The following is a 17,458-nucleotide window of genomic DNA, read 5'->3' on the forward strand; positions in this document are numbered from 1 at the left end:
TTAATTACCTCTTTCAGTCGAGGCATAACTCAACAGACAATATTGATACACTGGTTCAAACCAGTGTAAATAGAAATCCCGTATCTGCCTCAGGAAGAAAATAACTTCAGGACTATCACAAAAAAAATCTTCAAATTGGGTTCTTCCTATTGCAACAGAAGCTGCAAATGCAGGCAGATAAACGACAGCGTTGCGGTAATTCATTTCGGGGACGATAGAGATGGGGCAATTAGTTTGCTGTTTAAACCAATCTTTCAGCGGGTTACCGCCATACTCTGGCCAGCGCTCATCACTTCGGACTCTAATAAGATCCTGATACCAGATTTTTATTCCGTCTATCATCGATGAAAAAGCCATGGGGGGTGGTAACTGGCTGCGAGAGAGCCAAGACTGAACATCACCGCCGTAGACTGGAAAAACATTCGCCAATTGTTCATACATCGACTCAAGCAAATCAGGCAAACATTCGGTAAGTATACCTTTTGCAGACAAAAATTCTCCCATGCGTTCTCCAGCTAGCTTCAGTGAATGAAGGGAGAAGAATTCCCAAAATATTGGAAATTCCTTCTCCATCCGCACCAGAAAAGTAGGATTTACATCAAATTTTAAGATAGCCATGGCCAGAGCATCTGGATGCCTGATCAATGCGCGCCAAACTTCGAAAGTTGCCAGAGGCAAGTAACCATAATGATCATAAAGAGTCTTCAAAAACTGCCAGCCGCTGTGAGACGGCTCGTATGCCATGGCGTCTAAAATTGAAGTAAATGCATTCATACCTGCATTTTTATCAAAGGCTAGGGTTGCCTTCTGCAAGCTTTTTATTTCGGCTAAATCATCGGGGCGAACCACGCCACCGGGAAATAATATCGGACGAAATGAAATTGCGGAATTCTTCTCAGGGACAATCAACCAAGGGCCGTTCTTATCAAGAAAATATGGAAACTCAAATTCTCCGGTTGGTACACCTTCACTTAAGCGAGGGCGCAGCTCCGCTGGTTTACGCTCCGGCTCACTCAATAGCATAAGGGTAGGCTTGGGGTATTCACCAGCTCTCTCCAATAGATTCGAGATAAACAAAATATGGCGGCCATAATCAATGGACATTTTCTTGGAGTACCTCAAAATACGGTATAAATATTCTTGACCACCACCACAAATCCTAAGCTCAACCGTCTGATCAATACCATCCTGCAGCGATAGCAGATTTTCAACTTCTTTTTTAATATTGAACAAGCTCACCTCCAATGGGCAATCAATTGCTGTGTAGGACCACGAGTAATGAGCCTGGGCTGTATTATTACCCAAGAGACGCAATTCTAGTTCATATTTAATAGGGCAACCTTCTTGGGCAAATAAGTACACGCGGCTTCCCAATAAACCTGAAACAGACAAAGTACGGGATAGAAAATTCTGATTTTTATCAAACGCCAGCGCTCCACTAACGGGGAATGGTAGTTTGATATGAACAGGATCTTTCGCTAGATTTGAAGTAAGAGCAATAGTGACATGAGCTGGCGGAATATCTTTCTTTTTAAGCAGTAATTCCGTACAGTCATCATGGTATACTCGGCGACAAGAAACTGATTTATCCAATATATGATACTGGTAGGAAAAGATGGTATAAAAGAGGATACTACCCTGATTAGGTTGCTCTCCTTTCTTAAGTTTTATTTTCATATCTACCGGCAAAATGCCAACCCGTTTGCGCAGCAATGTTTCACCCTGGTTATTGCGAACCGAAAGATAATGATTGCCTAACTGCTGCTGCACTGAAAATTCGCTAAGAGGCTTTCCGGATAAATATACATTAGCTCCCTGTGCGATCAAACTCGGATCAGATTCTTCTGACCAATCAATCTCCGGCACTCCGTAAAAAGCTATTGCAGGGTAACTTTGCCACTCAACGGTTTTACCCTTTAACGTCGGCATAATATTGGCGGAGGAAAATACTCCGGTCTTGATGCGATGAGTTTCATCAGCACCAACAATAACGGTTACTGCTCCTGTCACCCGAGCCGCCTTACATCCAGCAACTAATTCATTTTCATAAATTTATCCGCTTTCCACTTCTATGCGGGATCGATCGGGTAGCAGTAATAGCACCTCATCAGCCTTCGAGTTGAAGCTGGCTTGCCCACACCACAGCCAGCGTCCATCTCTTAACTCAAAACCTACCGGAACCTCATTAATTCCGACTGAGCCGTTATCAATGGGCCGCTGTGCAAGCACCAAGCCACCATATATGGCAACCAAAAAGAGTTCTCGTCCTGGTTCTCTGCGTTTGCACCTAATAAGCCGCTGACGCGGCCTTACTTTGGCTGAGCGATGCTCGAGAACTGCATAGCCAGCGCCTAGGCTAGCTATCTGATCGCCGCCTTCGCATATCCCCAACTCAAAACGGCATGATGCAGGTTCAAACGAAAGCTGGAAGATAATTTCAGCTGGCAAAGAAATCTCTACCTGAAGGCAATCAGGTCTCCGCTCCAGCCAAAAGTGAGAACAACGCACACTATTATCAGTACGGTGCTGCGCACGCATTCCCTTGTCAGTTGCGGAACGAAGCAGGCCATTCAGCAGCTCACTGCCGGTAGTATCATCAAGAGGGATAGGAAAACTGTCACGCCACCTTGGATTTTTATCATCAAGGTAATTTACCGGCCCTTCTTTAGTATCCAAAGCATAGAGCCGAACAAGCGAAACCAGCTGATCCGCCATGGTGGCTATCAGATCTACAGAGGTATCCTCCGAGAATACTTGAGGAAGATTTGAACGCTTAATAAGCGTCTCGGTAAGTTGCCGGGTAGTGCAAACTGAGGATTCGGTGCAATCATATTCCTTTAATATTCGGGAAAATAATGATTGGAAGCGGCTACCTTCTTGCTCGAGAACCCTGAATGGAAGCCCGCCTTCGCTGAATACAGATCCAAGGAAGTTTCTGCGCTCAGATTCATAGTAACGAAGCGGGCGATTCCAATAACTTTCAAGCCCGCGTGGCACTACATTAGCCAGCTCTGAAGGAGCCAAGCTGAATTTCAAGGAACACCAAACCCGCTCCCAACTCCAACCAAAACTGCTTTCATATTCCCTTCGGTACCACTCGGCACAAAAAAGGGTAAAACAAGCATTTGCGTCTATATCCTTAAAAAACCGGTTTGATTTTCCGATCGCTGAAAGGGCTTTTTTCAGGTCTATATATTCCTCACTACTGACTTGATACTCATACAAAGTCCTATGATCCGGGAAGCGCAGACCTCGCCGTTGAAGGAAAGAGCGCAGCCATAATGATAGTGTAGATATAGATAGCTGATCCGATATCCCCATAAATACCCTCTACTCACCGGTTTAGAAGATTCTGGTTAATTGTTCTGATGTATATTGCTACTCAAATAAGTGTATTTTTCCATCCTGTTAAAGTAATTATCCTCTTGATATTTATGTTTTTTAACCAGATCATACGGCGATCGCTGCCACGAATCCAGCGACTATATGTCTATTTTTTTTTGTGCATTACGATCGCTACCCGCAGACCAGCATTATTGATATATAATCGGCAAATCCGCGCGATTCTTAATCGCAACCTGTTCGATCAACGAATACAGTCGCCACTGTCTGCTCATTACATAAACCATCTCCTTTTATGTAATTTTGCATCGCATCATTTCAATTTATAGTGGTTCTCCCTGGGCTTGAGGTCGGCCAGACATAAGATAAGTAGCGATAGGCAGGGATTGTTTGGAGTGAGAACGAAAATTAAGAGAGAATCTTTTGCCCCCACAAATATAAGCGATCAGGGCAGCAGTCGAATTGGTAATGCTGCGATGGCGGCTATGCTCGATTTAGTTGAACAAGAAAAGAAGCTATCGAATCAGAGTGATGAGTCGGAGGCTTTACTCAAAAAAAGTCAGAAATAAGCGCTTTCCAGACAACTGTGAGATATGATAATGATGAATCAACATTGCCCGAGGTGGGACGAAAAACTAAAAGTTCACTGCGGTCATTAAATACAGGATAGCACTTAAAATTATATACTTTGTTCATTGAAATTATGCCACACCAGGAGATTTTTACGCCCTTTGTGGATGTAAAAAATTCGGCAATTATAATAAACGCCTGTGAGAGCAGCATCGATAAAAGCAAGTCCTGCCGCTTTTACGTCGCCTCATATACCAAATATCGCTCTGCCCATGCAACCAATACATTCGCTACAAAAATTGCATCTTCTCTTTGAGATAGTAAGTGATCAGCATTATCCAACGATACAAAACTTTTAGGGTGTTTTGCAGCTTCGAAAATATGCCGGGCATGCTCAATGCTCACCGTATTATCTTTGGGGCCATGAAAAATCATTAGCGCTTTTCGAAGCGACTTAACTTTCTGAAGTAAGCGATACTCGCTCATGGGCTGGATCGCTAGGAGCATTAATCGTAGCCACGGCCAAGGTTTCAGGAATTTCTTCCGCTGCTGCCAATACCGCCGCCCCGCCTAAACTACGTCCAATAAGTAGCTGGGGAGCCTGATATTGCGCCCTCATAAAGGATACTGCTTGCACCAGATCCGCAATGTTGGAAGAGAAATTAGTATTGCTAAAATCCCCCCCGCTATTGCCCAGTCCAGTAAAATCAAATCTCAAGACTGCTATTCCCCGCTGCGCCAAGGTATTACTAATACGTGTCACCGCGAAAAAATCTTTAGAGCAGGTAAAACAACGGGCAAATAATGCATAGCCTAAGGGTATCTTGTCTGACCGCTCTAATCGGGCTGCCAATGGATCGCCCCGATAGCCAGGAAAGCTTACACGTTCTGCTCGCACGGTGGACATTTCTTTCCCCTTTTATATCGACCAGGAATCTGTAGCTATCGTTGCTGAAAATGCCATAAAGTCAAATATTAATGTAAGAGAAGGAAACAGAGGAATGATCCCCGTCAGTGATAACTATCCTGTTCAGCGCATCCCTATTGTTAATTGGATTCTGATTGGAACCTGCGTGCTTGTCTTCTTCTGGCAGTTAAGCCTGCCACGGGAGGGATTTCAAGCTTCAGTTATTCTATTTGGACTGATTCCCAAGGCTTTGATGGATGCGCCCTTGGGCCATCCTCAATTGCTGATTTCTCCCGTACTCAGCCTGTTTACCTCCATGTTTTTGTACAGTGGCTTCCTGCACCTGTTGGATAATATGCTCTATCTTCATGTATTTGGCAATAACGTAGAAGACTCCATGGGGCATGGCCGCTTCATCGTTTTTTATTTACTCTGCGGCGTGGCTGCGGCGCTGGCGCAGGCTTTTATAGCCCCCGACTTCCACGATCCCCATGGTGGGGGCTAGCGGCGCCATATCCGGCATCCTCGACGCTTATCTGCTCTTGCACCCCTTCGCTCAGATCAAACTGCTGGTACCCTATTTCATCCTCTTTTTCGTTTGGGTGCCCGTCTGGTTCATGCTAGGTCTCTGGTTCTTGTTTCAGCTCTTGCAATCGGTAGCGACTCCGGGGGATGAGGGCAGCATAGCCTTCGCCGCCCATACTGGCGGGTTCATGGCCGGCGTGCTCCTGTTGCCTGTATTTAAACGCTCCGAAGTCAGCCTACTCCGTTAGCGTTTCACGCTTTTTTTCTAACCAAGTTAAAGGGGAATTCAACCTTCTTGGGATTTATCCGCTTACCCATGCAAGCATATTTAGCCTTATCATTTCCCCAACATCGATGCTTATATGCCACATTTATCGTTGTTGAAATATCTCCTCTATCCTTCCAAGCGCGCCTATGGTGGCCTCGGAGGTTGCTACTGGCTGCGGGGGAACCCGCTTACTAAGAGCACTTGTAGAAGCTGCCCTAGAAGGATCTATCTTTCGCCAGATTTGTATTTCATTAAAATCTATTTCCCCGACATCGTTAACATGCAACGATGTGGTTATCCTATTATCTCTCTCTATTAAAATGAGGGCGCTGCCCACATTAGGAGGTTGTGTTACTACTAGGACAGATCCCTCATCAACAAAAGTGCCGGATAAATTAACTATAAGAGGATCTTCACCAGAAATAAAAATCGTAACCTCCTGCGAGATATTATTTTCGCTTATGCGCATGGCACCGGTAACAGCTATGTTTGGGTTTTCACTGTCAAAAACGCTTTGGTCGGAAAACTGAATAGAAAGCCTCTCTAGCGTATAAGTCCCCTCAAGGCTGGAGGGATTTTCCGCACAATAAGATTCTTTTAGCATGGTAAGGCGGGTGAGATCGATAGCGCCAGAACCAAAACCGAGCATGGAGTTATAAACAGCCTGTCCTTTATTACAGGAAGAGAAGCTAAATTCAACGGTACCCCATTCCGTCATCACCACTCCATTGGGATCAAAATCAGAACCAAAGACCCCTCCTTCCGTCACAAAGGCAGGTATCACTACTTTATCATTCACGATATTACCAGCGCCAAACAGCCACATCTGATTCTGATTAGAATCATAGCTAAACCAGGAGAACACCATTCGATCATTCTCAAGCACTTCGATGAAAAATCCCTCGCCACTACGCTCCGGGTCAAACCATTCACCACTATGTCCCGATTGAATGGGAATCTCCGCGTAAGCAATGGTAGGTATGAAGAAAAAAATTAGTGCAAAAGATGTAAATATGCGGACTAATCTCTTGTTCATGACTCACCTCATTTAGCCTAATTTCTAGGCCAGAAACAGAAAAAAGCTTATGTTCAAAAATATCAAAGCCGTTGCTTATTTATAATAATACTTTCCTTGCTTATCACTGTCCGTGACATATTACCCCGATAACCGTGAAGTACTGGTGAGTCGAAATAATTATTATTGACGAAGGGAGATTTCTGGAGAGGTATTGGATAATTCTTTATTAATGCGGATTTTTAAGCTAGCCCTGCTAATCCTGCCAGAGTTATTGGGGGCGCTAAATGGCCTATGCCCACAGAGTTCATGAACAACCGTTCATTCAACGGACACAACATCGTAATTACATCAGTTCTGGATAACTAGCCGGGCATACCCAGGAGAATAATCTGCGGGTTGTGGTCAGGTAAAGCCGAGGGCTGGCCAAATGACTCTCTTGTAAGGTAGGGCGGGATGCGCTATGCTTTCCCGCCCTACGTGCTGACCTATCGCCCAAGCTTAGTGGTACCGATAAAGGAGTCGCCACTGAAATGGCTTGTTGGGCAAATGCCACTTTACTTAGCTTCGCATCAAGAGCGCCTCTCGCGCTTTCTCAGGCAAATCCAAAAAAACAAAGAAGGATGCGGGGTAAAGGTAGTCTTCCATCGATTCATCCACTATCCGCAGATAATCTTCTTGGGCTGCGATATTATCAGGAAGCACTGGGTACACCTTCCCCTTCTCCAGGTCATCACACTCTCTGCTCTCAATACAAAGCGCAAAGCGGGTATTCTGTCGTGGCTGTACCATAGCGTTTAGTCCAATAATTGCTTGATCTTCATCTTTCTCTTGCCGATACCGTGAGCTTCGTACCAATGCACCTCTGCCATGCGGATACTACCATTTTCCAGCTTCACCGCCGCAATGCCTTTGAGCTTGCGCCATCGACCAGGACCATACTGCTGGCGTAGACGCATGATATCGCGGATGCGGCTTCCCACCGCGATGACTTCCACCTGCTCTATTTTCCCTATGACCTCGAAATGCATCTGCTGTTCTCATACCAGTATCTATCGTCCCCATGCCGTCCAACGGGATGCAAGCCGGGGGGTGAAACGCCCGACTTGCAAGAAATGAGCGCACAACAATGATTCTACTGTTTCCCTGTCGTTAGTAGCTTTTATTTCTTTAAAATCCGGTAAAGCCAAAATTGCAAACTCCGAAGATAGACCTAAATCCTGGTTTTTCAATTAATAGGGATATCCCTCCTTCCAATTACCACTGCATATGAACCTATCCATACAAACAATTGTCTTCCCCCCTTCTGTATTTATTTCTTTATAACATTCTGTCAAAGTAAGGTAAGGCGGGATGCGCTCCGCTTTCCCGCCCTACATGCTATTCGTTTACCAACTTTCTGCTTACTGTCTCAAAAAGCCCCTATGGGACACGATACCAATCTTTTGGACAAGTATCTGAATTAGGATCATAGAATTCAAACTGATATTTCCTTCCATCCACTATAAAGGTAATAACGCAAGTGACGCTGTTGGTGGTTTTCTCCGAAAAAATCACATTGATTTGAGCTATTCGTAGAGTTTTAAATTCATCATCAAATATCGCGCATCTCGACGAATTATCTTCTCCTACCGATTCCACTGCTGAAACGCAAGGGGTCACTTCTAATGGCTCGCCAGTTTTAGGATCAACTGGAACAATTTCACCCTCTTTCACCTGGATACCGACAATCGGTTCGGGGGCTTCTTCAAGTTTAGGTTTACAACCCACAAGCAGAACCGATAAGCACATAAAAAATAATAGGATAATTCTCATGGCGTTATTCCTTTTAGGTGTTATTTTAGTAATGAAAGCATATCTTTATATATAATTTATTAAAAATCGCCTCCTTTTTTAAAGCTAAAAAGCCAAAGTAAAGCGCGCAAAGATTAATCTTTCGGCCCGAAAGAGAGGAACGGTAGGCTCGCCACTTTGAAAATTAAGATCTTGAAAACGGAAACTATTGTTCAGCAGATTAAAGGCTTCGATACTCACGATTCCCCAACGCTTTGGCAAACGGTAACCAAGGCTCGCATCCATTACCCAAAAATCTTCTATCCCACTATTTTTAGTGTCAGGGAAATCTGCATCTTGATAAACATAACTACCGCCTACGCGGGCGATTAGACCCTTGGGATGATAATAATTGAGCCGCAGAGGCATACGATGGGTAGTGAGCACCTTAAACTCACCGGAGGATAGGTTTTGGTTTTTCCTGTTAATGTATTCCAAAAAATATTCAGCGCTAAACGCCAGCTGATCGGTGGGCGTCCAGTAGAGGTAGGCGCGGTGAAACTGTTCATCCCACGCTTCGCCTTCTCTGCTCCGTACCTTATTTTTATCAGTGTTTATTTTGCTTTCTTCCACCTGTCGCCAAGAGATTTCCACACCAGCGGATAGCTGACTAGAGAAAGCATGGTCCAAACCTACACCATAGCGCAGAGTTTTGGCACCGTTAAGATCATCGAAGAACTGGTTGAAGCCGGCAACCTGGGTCGGCTCGATGCTTGGGCTAGCAGCAAAGGGACGCTTGACGGTGCGAAACACCGCCGTCCTCAGAGTCGTGGCAGGGGAGAGATTCCAAAGGAGCCCAAATTTAGGATTCAACCGATTGTGCTCTAACAGGGGATCTTGTTCCTGATAGTGATCAAAGCTCAGCCCCAGGATCGCCCTGAGCGTAGGCGTAAGCGCAATGTTAGCGTAAGCATAGGCATTGGCGTAGTTGCTATCAGGGTGGGCGATAGTAGTAGTGTCTCCAGGGGGGAAAAAAGGACTATTAAATTGCAGTGTAGTAGTACTAGTACTATCTTGAGTAAAGTAGCCAAATCCTCCCGTCAGGCTAGCGTTGTCACCATGAAACAAATACTGGAGTTCCCCACTGTAATGCTGGGTGTCTATAGTCGAGACGAGTTCAGTCTGAGGCCCAACGTCTTCGAAACGGCTATCCCCATCCCAGTAGATGAACGAGCCTAGTAAATTATGCTCAGAATTGACATTATGACGAAACCCAAGCCGGGCCGAATTACGGCGAGTCCGCCGCCGATCATCCTTAAATTCCTCCGGGTCAAGATCAAAGCGGGAGCGCAAATCCCCACTGTCGATTTCCTGGCGGCGCAACTCAATTTGGGCACTAGTCTTGACACCCAAGGCCACCTGAGCGAAAGCATTATAGATATTATGCTCCAGATCGTTGTTCTTCCGGAAACCGTCGCTGCCAAAGTGAAATTGTCCAAGGCTATAGGAAAACTGATTCCATATACCCGCCTGGGTCACCTCGTCACCGAAGGTGCTATTGCTGCCAACTACGGCCGAAGTCTGCAAGGCAAACCGATTGCGAGTAAATAAGGGATTGAATTCATTAAAGGCTGAAGCAGCCGGGCCGCTACCTGGCAGCAGCAATAATTGCCCTTCAGCCAGTTGGGGCTGGACTGGAGTCATATTCAAGGGTTGCAAAAGCTGGGAACGCAGCAACTCACTCACCCGGGCAGTCTCATGCCGCGGCAATGCCGCGTAGTTATCCGCCAGCAGCCGATGGGCGGAGTAGTTGCCGGGATCGGTATTGACTGATTTCCAGCCCTCCAATAGGCCCCGCTGCTGAAAGCCCAGATCATGGTAAATTCGCCCCAGGCTGGCGCTCCTGGCAGCCAAGTCCTGGTCCATAAGGAGGCGTGAGCGATACACCGCCCGGTTATCATTCAACGCAATAGCCTTTTGCATGTCATGCAAGGCTTCCACCGGCCGGTTAGTGGTTTGCTTGCGGATGGCGTCATAAAACCACGGTGTAGGATCGTTGGGATCGAGCTTTTTCGCCATCGCTAACTCTGTTGCCGCCGCGCCCCCCCGTTTTTGGTCGTAATAGGCTTTGCCGAGATAACTTCTAATCAGCGAATTATTGGGGTCCAGGCTGGCGGCAATTTCGATTTCCTGAGTGCCCGCCTTGAGATCGCCCTGGCGGATTTTGGCCAGCCCTAACCCAAGGCGTGATAGGGGATCGGCCGGGTCCAGTTCAATGGCCCGCTTAAAAGCCCCCTTGGCTTCCTCAATATCAATGGCCGTCAGATCAGCAAAGCCTTGCACCGTTTGGGTCCGGGCTAAATCAGGATCGAGGGCCACCGCCTGTTGGGCGGCTTTGGCCGCTTTCTCCGAATTGCCCAGGGAGAGCTGTAATTCAGCGACTCTCGCCCAGGCCAAGGGCGCACCAGGGAAAAGTTCAATGGCCTGTTGGGCATGCGCTAAGGCCCGTTCGATATTAAACATTCCTTGATAGACATAGGACAGGGCGATTTGAGGGATAGGTGAACGGGGATCGAGCTTTGCCGCCTGCTGGGCCAAGCTGAGGGCTTTCTCTTTTTGATTTTGTACCAGGGCGATGATGGCTTGCAGAGCATAAGCGGTTCCCTGGTCGGGATCAAGCTGCAAAGCATGCTGAATTTTGGAGCGGGCTTCATCGACGCGCCCCACTACCAGCAGCAAGGCTGCCTGCAAAGTGAAATAGCTAGCCTCTCGCACTTCAATCGGAACCTGTTCCAAGCGGGCCAGGGCAGCAGGCAAATCCCCGGCCCGGTAATCATGCAACGCCGCATGAATCTCGCGGGCTGCTGGATCTGTGGGATAGACGCTGGAACGCAGGTCAATAAGCGGCGGGTAATAAAGGGCCCATTGGACGGCTTCCCGGGGCTGGACGACAAGCCGTCGCCGCGGTGCCTGACCAGCCTCAGCCACCGCTGCCTCGCCGCTAGTAATGGTGAGGCGGCCAGCAGGATTGTGGAATAGAACCCGCCCCTCGAAGACCCAGAGCAAGGCTTGCTCCGGCTCTACCCGGACGGCAAATTCGGTGCCTTCCACCGCCGCATTCACAAAGGGCGTTTTAACTTCCAGCCGATGGGGAAAACGGCTAATTAAGTGGATAGCGCCCTTCAGGAGTTCAAACCAGGAAGGCTTGTTAGGCTCAATACCTGAAAAAGTCACCAGGGTACCCCCATCCAGGTGCAGAAGAGTATTATCTTGAAGTTGCACCAAGGCACGACTATAGGCTTCGATACGGACCTTATCCCCGGCGCAGAACTTCTCCCGCAACCCCACTGGCCGCCAGCGCCTCTCGCCCATCGGAGTCACTTCCACCCGCCCTTGGAGGGAAACAATTTGCGCCACCGGCGAGGCACAATGCTCATCCGCTTCCACCCAGAAGGGCCAAAAAGCAACAAACGCCATCCATAGTCCAGAAAGTCTCAAGCGCATACGGGCTTTCTGCCTCTCTAGGAGTACCCTATATTTTTTTATAGCCTTGCAACTTAGCTCAAATCAATAACGCCACTCCAAGAAGCGGGAGGAGGAGTTCGAGTATAATACTTGGATAATTGCAAGTAAAAAAGGGAAGGGCCATCGTTACCATAGCGTGCCAATAACGCCCTAAAAGCTTCTAGAGCTTCCAGCCAATGGCGACGCTGAAACACTTGGAGAGCTGCGTTGAATTGCTTACAGTAATGCCATAAAGCCTCATTCACTTCTTCTGTGCGGCATATTAATTCATAAATCGCTAAAGGCTGTTGTCTGCCCTTGACGCAAAATTCCCCCAACTCCCGGGCAAAAATACTTTCTAGTCCCACAATAACTTCGTGGGAAGTTAATACGCGAGTTCCGAGAAGCTTATTTAAATTCTCAATTCTGCTGGCCGTATTAACCACATCTCCCACCGCCCGGTATTCGAGATGCTCGCTAGAGCCTACGCTACCAATGACTATCTTGCCGTAATGGAGTCCGATTCGCGTAGGCAGGGGGGCTTCGGGGGTACAGCGGTTAAATTCCGCAACAGCCTTCTCAATATCGAGAGCCGCCAAACAGGCTTGCTCCCTGATGTCCTGTTTGCTAATAAGATTCGCCCAGATAGCCATTATCGCATCACCTTTGATATCGGCGATAAATCCTCCCCGGGACTTGACAGGTTCAAAGATACTCTGGAAGTAACGGTTAAGGAGCGGACGCAGCCGCTCAAGCTCAAAGCGTTCCGCAAGCGCGGTATATTGCTGAACGTCGGTGGCGAGACAAATTCCGTTAGCCATTTGTGGTGGTGGTGATTCGGAGTGCCATTGCCACCACCGCCAAAACCACGCGGGGAGATAAGGCTTAATGACCGTCTCAATCATTAAATACCGCCAGAGCAAGGCTCCAACCAAGCCTAACGGCAACTGCCAGAGTAAAGGCGCGGTTACGGGCAGCCATAGCCCGTTACCCGTAAATAAATAATGAGCCACACTCATATAACCTATGCTTAAAATTGCCGCCCCAGGCAGTAGCGCAGACATGGGCAAATAAAGGAAAAAAAATCCTATCCCTACTCCCCATAGCAGGATGACAAGGTAATGGAGAGGAAGGGGTAAAGGGGTCACGCTTCGCTGCTCCAAAAGATTGGCAAAGGCTGTTGCCGCAATCTCTACTCCGCTGATATCCAAGCCGTCCGGCTGGGAGTATACAGTGTAAAACCCGTCCTTTTGCTCGGGTTGAAATTGCTCGCTAAAACCGACAAAAACAGCCTTGCCTTTAAAGGAAAAAGCCAAGGGAGAATGGCTATTCTCTGCTAGCACTCGGTGATAGGGAAGGGTGGTGATAGTGTGAGGCGGGCCATAAAAATCAAGAAAAAAACTTTCTTGATGACTCAAACCCCGGATCAAAGCGGCAATCACTGATTGTCCCTGAAAACGGCTCGGGGCTTCAGGGTTTTGTAAGCGGGCTAGTAGGCTTTGTGGCAGTTGAGCATCCTCCTGAAACCGTCCTTGCAAATGTCTGGCGAGCGCTATCAACGCGGGCTGACTTCGATTAGGTTGCCAGTCATTTTTTAGCCACTGAATTTCTTCGGGAACTACCTCCTTGAGTAAACGCAATAAATCCCCATAATAGGGGCGAGCATAAACCTGCAAAGCAGCTACGGGCAATGTGGGAACGCCGAATTTAAAAAGCCAGGCTTGGCTAACTCTAATGGGCACCTTTGGGAGTGGAAAAGGCGCCAATGTAGCAGCAGCGCTAGCAAATTCGGGAATAGGAGGGACTCGCTTCTCGATTTCGATCTCCGCTTGCCTGCCTCCTATCGCAACCTTTTTTCGGCGCTTTTTTAAATACTCGAATAGCACCACATTACCCGCTTCCCGGATGGCTTCCGCAAAAAAACGATTCTGGACAGGATCGCGAGGCTCATCGAAAATAATATCAAAAGCAATCACCGCCGCGCCTTCCTGAGCAAGGCGGCGCACCAAACGGCCATGAAGTTCCCGCGGCCATTTATCCGGCTCGTTGGGCAGACCAAGCCAATCCGAGGACTCCTGGTCGATAGTAATGATAACCACTTCTTCTGGCGCGGCGCGGGGACCCCGCAGCTCGAAAAGCCAAGCGAGTCCTAGCTCATTCTCAAAGCGGCCTAAAGGAGGTATTATCGTCGCCAGAAAGCCCACCCATGCCGTGAGCAACCCTAGCATAATGGCCTTAGCTAGCCTTGACATGAATCTTTCCCCTGTTAGGGATAGGGTTATCGCCTATAATTCTGTACAGTAGTTTGTTGAGAGGAATATTTCTATCTGAACTACCGCAGCTGGGTACCCCGGCAGGATGACATGCAATGCCTTTAAACACACTATCCCCCATAGCGTTTTCTCCAGAGGATCTGGCGTTGCTTCGTGATTGTGGCATTACCAGAACTTACCCGAAGCATACGATCTTGATTCATGAGGGAGATCACAGCGATTCGCTGTATATCATTTTAAGCGGTAAGGTGAAAGTGTATATCAGCGATGAGGATGGCAAAGAGGTCATTCTCCGGACTCAAAAAGCAGGAGAGTATTTTGGAGAACTGGCGCTGCTTGATAAGGGACCTCGTTCGGCCTCGGTAATGGCCCTTGAAAAATCCCGCTTATCAGTGGTTTCAAAGACTGTTTTTAACCGCTGCCTTACCGAACATCCCGATTTTGCACTTAAACTTCTTTGCGCTTTAACACAACGAATTCGTTCCCTGACCGAAAATGTCAAAAACTTAGCATTACTGGATGTCTACGGTCGAGTGGCACGCACCCTTTTAGACCTTGCCATTGAAAAAGAAGGTAAACTGATTATCGAAGAGCGCCCTACCCATCAAGAGATTGCGCAGAGAGTAGGAGCTTCCCGGGAAATGGTTAGCCGCATTATGGGAGATCTTGCCACTGGTGGCTATATTGAAGTGACCTCCAAAACCATTATTATCCCCCATCGCTTGCCCTCTGCCTGGTGATGAGTCAAGCGCTATGGCTCAAACCAAAACCAGCCAGCAAGAAGGCGCGAATTTTATTTATTTTTAAACCAGAAAAAACGCTAGGATAATGTCGATACCACCTAACGAAGAAACGCTTCATCTTCATAAAAACGAACTCAGAAATATCCTTACAGCTCATCAACAGTGGCTACAATCTGGGGGGGAAGAAGGCCAGCAGGCTAATCTGGATGGCATTATCCTCCGAGGGGCCGATCTGAAGGGCGTAAATCTCCAACGGGCCAACCTGACCTTGGCCTGCCTAGAGCAGGTCAATCTGGAAAATGCAAATCTTCAAGAGTGTATCCTAATTCTCGCTAGCCTTAAGGGAGCCAATCTGATCAACGCTAAGCTTCGGGGAGCTAATCTTGATAGCTCTAAATTACAGGCAGCCGACCTGCGGGGCGCCGATCTCTCCGCTGCCAACCTGGAATGGACCGACCTGTCCCATGCCAATCTTTATCAGACCAATCTCCGTGGCGCTAAACTCAGCAATGCCAATCTTAAGGGAACTAAAGGTCTTATGGACGAGTCACTTAGCTAGACATGCAAAGCATGTTGGTAAGCAAACGCAATGCCGCTCTATTCAATAAAAAAATCCTTTATTCCCCTTAGTTATTGGAGGTTGTAGATGAAAAAAGCACTACTAGCCGTTTCTGTTCTCATATTCGCCTTTACCCTCCCTGCTATCTCGTCAGCTGGAGGAGGCGATGATCATAAGCATGGTGGACACCATGGTAAACACCACTCGGGATATGCTCATGGGGTGCTTTTTAAAGCCGAAGAACTGAATCTCTCCGATGAGCAATTAGGCACTATCATGCGGAGCCACTTAGAGCATCAAAAAGCCCAAAAAGCCCTCATGAAAAAGATGCACCACAGCATGGTTGAAGCCCATAAAGGATTGATGAATCCAGCTACCGAAGAGGATGCCATACGTGCCGCGGCCAAAAAACACAATGAGATATTCAATAAGCTGGTAGACAATGCCTTGGAGGAGCGCAGTGAGGTTAACAACGTATTGACTGAAGAGCAGAAAAATAAACTCATCTCCATGAAAAAGAAGCATGAAGATGATGAGGGGGATGAGGATGACGATTAAGCGATAAAATCGCTAAATACAGGAGAAACCCCGCTTAGAGGTGGGGTTCTTCCTCAAGGCTCCCACTAACTCACCCACCCTTAGACTTGCAATTAAACGTTGGTATCACTTGCGACAGCCCAAGGCAGCTAAACGCTGCCCGTCAGTTAGCCTGCCGACTGGGCCTCCCTCTGCTAACGCCTTCTGTGAATCTGGATCGGCTCACTATAACCCTGGTCCTGAGTGCCCAGCGGCTGGAACTCCACCACCCCGAGTTAGGAGCCCCTCTCTTTGTGGATTTCGTCAGAGGAGCTATGGGTTATCGCCGCCGCCAGGGCGAAGGACGCAAACAGCCGCTGGCGCGCGCTATCGGACTCAAGGGGAACACCTGTCCCCATGTACTAGATGCCACCGCTGGCCTGGGGCGGGACGCCTTTGTCCTCGCTATGCTAGGTTGCCCCGTGCGTTTAATAGAACAATCACCCATCATCGGAGCATTGCTAGAAGATGGCCTGGCGCGCGCCCGAAAAACCCCTGAAACGGCTTCCATTATCGCTCATATGACACTAATGCAAGGGAACGCTGTGGATTGGATGCGCACCCTCAACACTCAAGATTTTCCAGAGGTCATCTACCTCGATCCCATGTATCCTGAACGGACTAAAAGCGCCTTGGTTAAAAGAGAAATGCGCCTACTGCGTATTCTGGCAGGCAAAGATGAGAATGCCTCCCTACTCTTCGAAACAGCTCTAAGGTGCGCACGGCGACGGGTAGTCGTCAAGCGCCCCCGGCCAGGAACTCCTCTGGCGGGGCCAAAACCAGATTTTTCAATTGAGAGCAAAATCACCCGATTTGATGTCTACCTTACTCGCTAGACATTAAGGTTATTATATTACTACAAGCAGATCAAACACCTTTAAATAGAATAAATTGGAGACTTTCTGATGATAAATAAAGAAAACAGCAATCTTACCCAAAACTTAAAAAATTCGGCCTTCTGGAAACGCCTCCTCTTCATGATACTATTCGCCGTGGCTTATACCTTTGCCGAGTTTGCGGTCTGGGCGGCAGTTATATTCCTCATCTTCTATAATCTGCTTACTGGCGGCAGCAATGAACGGGCAGTCACCTTTGGCAGACAAGCATCCGCCTATATCTATCACTTATTGCTCTATTTAACCTACAATACCGAGGAACGACCGTTTCCTTTCAGCGATTGGCCCAGGCCAGAAAATATGCCCACGGGGCTTGGATACCCCCTTACCCCAAACCCAGGGGAAGCAACCCCAGGAAGAAATCCCTCCCCTCAACCGCCGAATCCAACTACTGGAGCGGCTCAATCGGTATCAGAAACAACCGCGACGAATCCGAATCCCACTTTTAGAAAAGACGAATCTTCCCCAACGGAATAATTGCCTCCCTACTTCACACAGGCTTGGAAA

At 47.7% G+C, this 17,458-nt stretch carries 16 protein-coding genes and 1 pseudogene; 8 read left to right on the forward strand and 9 right to left on the reverse strand.

The window, feature by feature from the left end:
• A pseudogene (locus NWAT_RS17475) lies at nucleotides 1-3,321 on the reverse strand (STY4851/ECs_5259 family protein).
• Between the two features lie 416 nt (nucleotides 3,322-3,737).
• On the opposite strand from NWAT_RS17475, the gene NWAT_RS16720 reads away from it, so the two are divergent.
• Nucleotides 3,738-3,911 (forward strand): hypothetical protein, encoded by a 174-nt coding sequence (locus NWAT_RS16720; RefSeq protein ID WP_157679880.1) that lies wholly within the window; start codon nucleotides 3,738-3,740, stop codon nucleotides 3,909-3,911.
• A gap of 238 nt (nucleotides 3,912-4,149) precedes the next feature.
• Here the strand turns inward: NWAT_RS16720 and NWAT_RS17480 are convergent, their stop codons facing one another.
• Entirely contained in the window at nucleotides 4,150-4,398 is a 249-nt protein-coding gene (locus tag NWAT_RS17480) for an alpha/beta hydrolase family protein (RefSeq protein WP_157679882.1), read from the reverse strand.
• Entirely contained in the window at nucleotides 4,367-4,819 is a 453-nt protein-coding gene (locus NWAT_RS09600; protein ID WP_083781448.1) for an alpha/beta fold hydrolase, read from the reverse strand. Before NWAT_RS09600 ends, NWAT_RS17480 begins: the two co-directional genes overlap by 32 nt.
• 94 nt (nucleotides 4,820-4,913) lie before the next feature.
• On the opposite strand from NWAT_RS09600, the gene NWAT_RS17775 reads away from it, so the two are divergent.
• Nucleotides 4,914-5,324: a rhomboid family intramembrane serine protease gene (locus NWAT_RS17775; protein WP_269724251.1), complete on the forward strand. Its 411-nt coding sequence runs from the start codon at nucleotides 4,914-4,916 to the stop codon at nucleotides 5,322-5,324.
• Nucleotides 5,311-5,592 carry a rhomboid family intramembrane serine protease gene (locus tag NWAT_RS17485; RefSeq protein ID WP_269724252.1) on the forward strand — a complete coding sequence of 94 codons (282 nt, stop codon included), beginning with the start codon at nucleotides 5,311-5,313 and terminating at the stop codon, nucleotides 5,590-5,592. The genes NWAT_RS17775 and NWAT_RS17485 overlap by 14 nt, the downstream gene beginning before the upstream one ends.
• A 123-nt stretch (nucleotides 5,593-5,715) precedes the next feature.
• Here the strand turns inward: NWAT_RS17485 and NWAT_RS09610 are convergent, their stop codons facing one another.
• From NWAT_RS09610 to NWAT_RS09635, 6 genes are all read right to left on the reverse strand, one after another.
• Nucleotides 5,716-6,648, reverse strand: a complete 933-nt coding sequence (locus NWAT_RS09610) for a hypothetical protein (protein ID WP_013220890.1) — start codon at nucleotides 6,646-6,648, stop codon at nucleotides 5,716-5,718.
• 540 nt (nucleotides 6,649-7,188) lie between these two features.
• A complete protein-coding gene (locus tag NWAT_RS09615; protein WP_013220891.1) occupies nucleotides 7,189-7,419 on the reverse strand; it encodes a hypothetical protein in 231 nt (76 codons plus the stop codon).
• 5 nt (nucleotides 7,420-7,424) lie between these two features.
• Complete coding sequence (locus NWAT_RS09620) at nucleotides 7,425-7,658, reverse strand: hypothetical protein (RefSeq protein ID WP_013220892.1); 234 nt, start codon at nucleotides 7,656-7,658, stop codon at nucleotides 7,425-7,427.
• Nucleotides 7,659-8,049: 391 nt separating this feature from the next.
• Nucleotides 8,050-8,442, reverse strand: coding sequence for a hypothetical protein (locus NWAT_RS09625; protein ID WP_013220893.1), 393 nt, complete (start codon nucleotides 8,440-8,442; stop codon nucleotides 8,050-8,052).
• An 84-nt stretch (nucleotides 8,443-8,526) separates the two neighbouring features.
• Entirely contained in the window at nucleotides 8,527-11,904 is a 3,378-nt protein-coding gene (locus tag NWAT_RS09630) for a TonB-dependent receptor domain-containing protein (protein ID WP_013220894.1), read from the reverse strand.
• A gap of 53 nt (nucleotides 11,905-11,957) precedes the next feature.
• Nucleotides 11,958-14,156, reverse strand: coding sequence for a CHASE2 domain-containing protein (locus NWAT_RS09635; protein WP_013220895.1), 2,199 nt, complete (start codon nucleotides 14,154-14,156; stop codon nucleotides 11,958-11,960).
• Between the two features lie 116 nt (nucleotides 14,157-14,272).
• Here NWAT_RS09635 and NWAT_RS09640 point away from each other — a divergent pair, with 116 nt between their 5' ends.
• The 5 genes from NWAT_RS09640 (at nucleotide 14,273) to NWAT_RS09660 (ending at nucleotide 17,428) form a co-directional block, all read left to right on the forward strand.
• Nucleotides 14,273-14,917 carry a Crp/Fnr family transcriptional regulator gene (locus NWAT_RS09640; RefSeq protein WP_013220896.1) on the forward strand — a complete coding sequence of 215 codons (645 nt, stop codon included), beginning with the start codon at nucleotides 14,273-14,275 and terminating at the stop codon, nucleotides 14,915-14,917.
• Between the two features lie 88 nt (nucleotides 14,918-15,005).
• Nucleotides 15,006-15,479, forward strand: coding sequence for a pentapeptide repeat-containing protein (locus tag NWAT_RS09645; RefSeq protein WP_013220897.1), 474 nt, complete (start codon nucleotides 15,006-15,008; stop codon nucleotides 15,477-15,479).
• An 87-nt stretch (nucleotides 15,480-15,566) separates the two neighbouring features.
• The gene (locus NWAT_RS09650; RefSeq protein ID WP_013220898.1) at nucleotides 15,567-16,037 is read left to right on the forward strand and encodes a Spy/CpxP family protein refolding chaperone; all 471 of its coding nucleotides are present in this window, start codon (nucleotides 15,567-15,569) and stop codon (nucleotides 16,035-16,037) included.
• An 86-nt stretch (nucleotides 16,038-16,123) separates the two neighbouring features.
• Nucleotides 16,124-16,891: a class I SAM-dependent methyltransferase gene (locus NWAT_RS09655; RefSeq protein WP_013220899.1), complete on the forward strand. Its 768-nt coding sequence runs from the start codon at nucleotides 16,124-16,126 to the stop codon at nucleotides 16,889-16,891.
• 69 nt (nucleotides 16,892-16,960) lie between these two features.
• Nucleotides 16,961-17,428 (forward strand): DUF4389 domain-containing protein, encoded by a 468-nt coding sequence (locus NWAT_RS09660; protein ID WP_013220900.1) that lies wholly within the window; start codon nucleotides 16,961-16,963, stop codon nucleotides 17,426-17,428.
• Nucleotides 17,429-17,458 lie beyond the last annotated feature (30 nt).

Source organism: Nitrosococcus watsonii C-113, from assembly GCF_000143085.1.
Lineage (GTDB): Bacteria > Pseudomonadota > Gammaproteobacteria > Nitrosococcales > Nitrosococcaceae > Nitrosococcus > Nitrosococcus watsonii.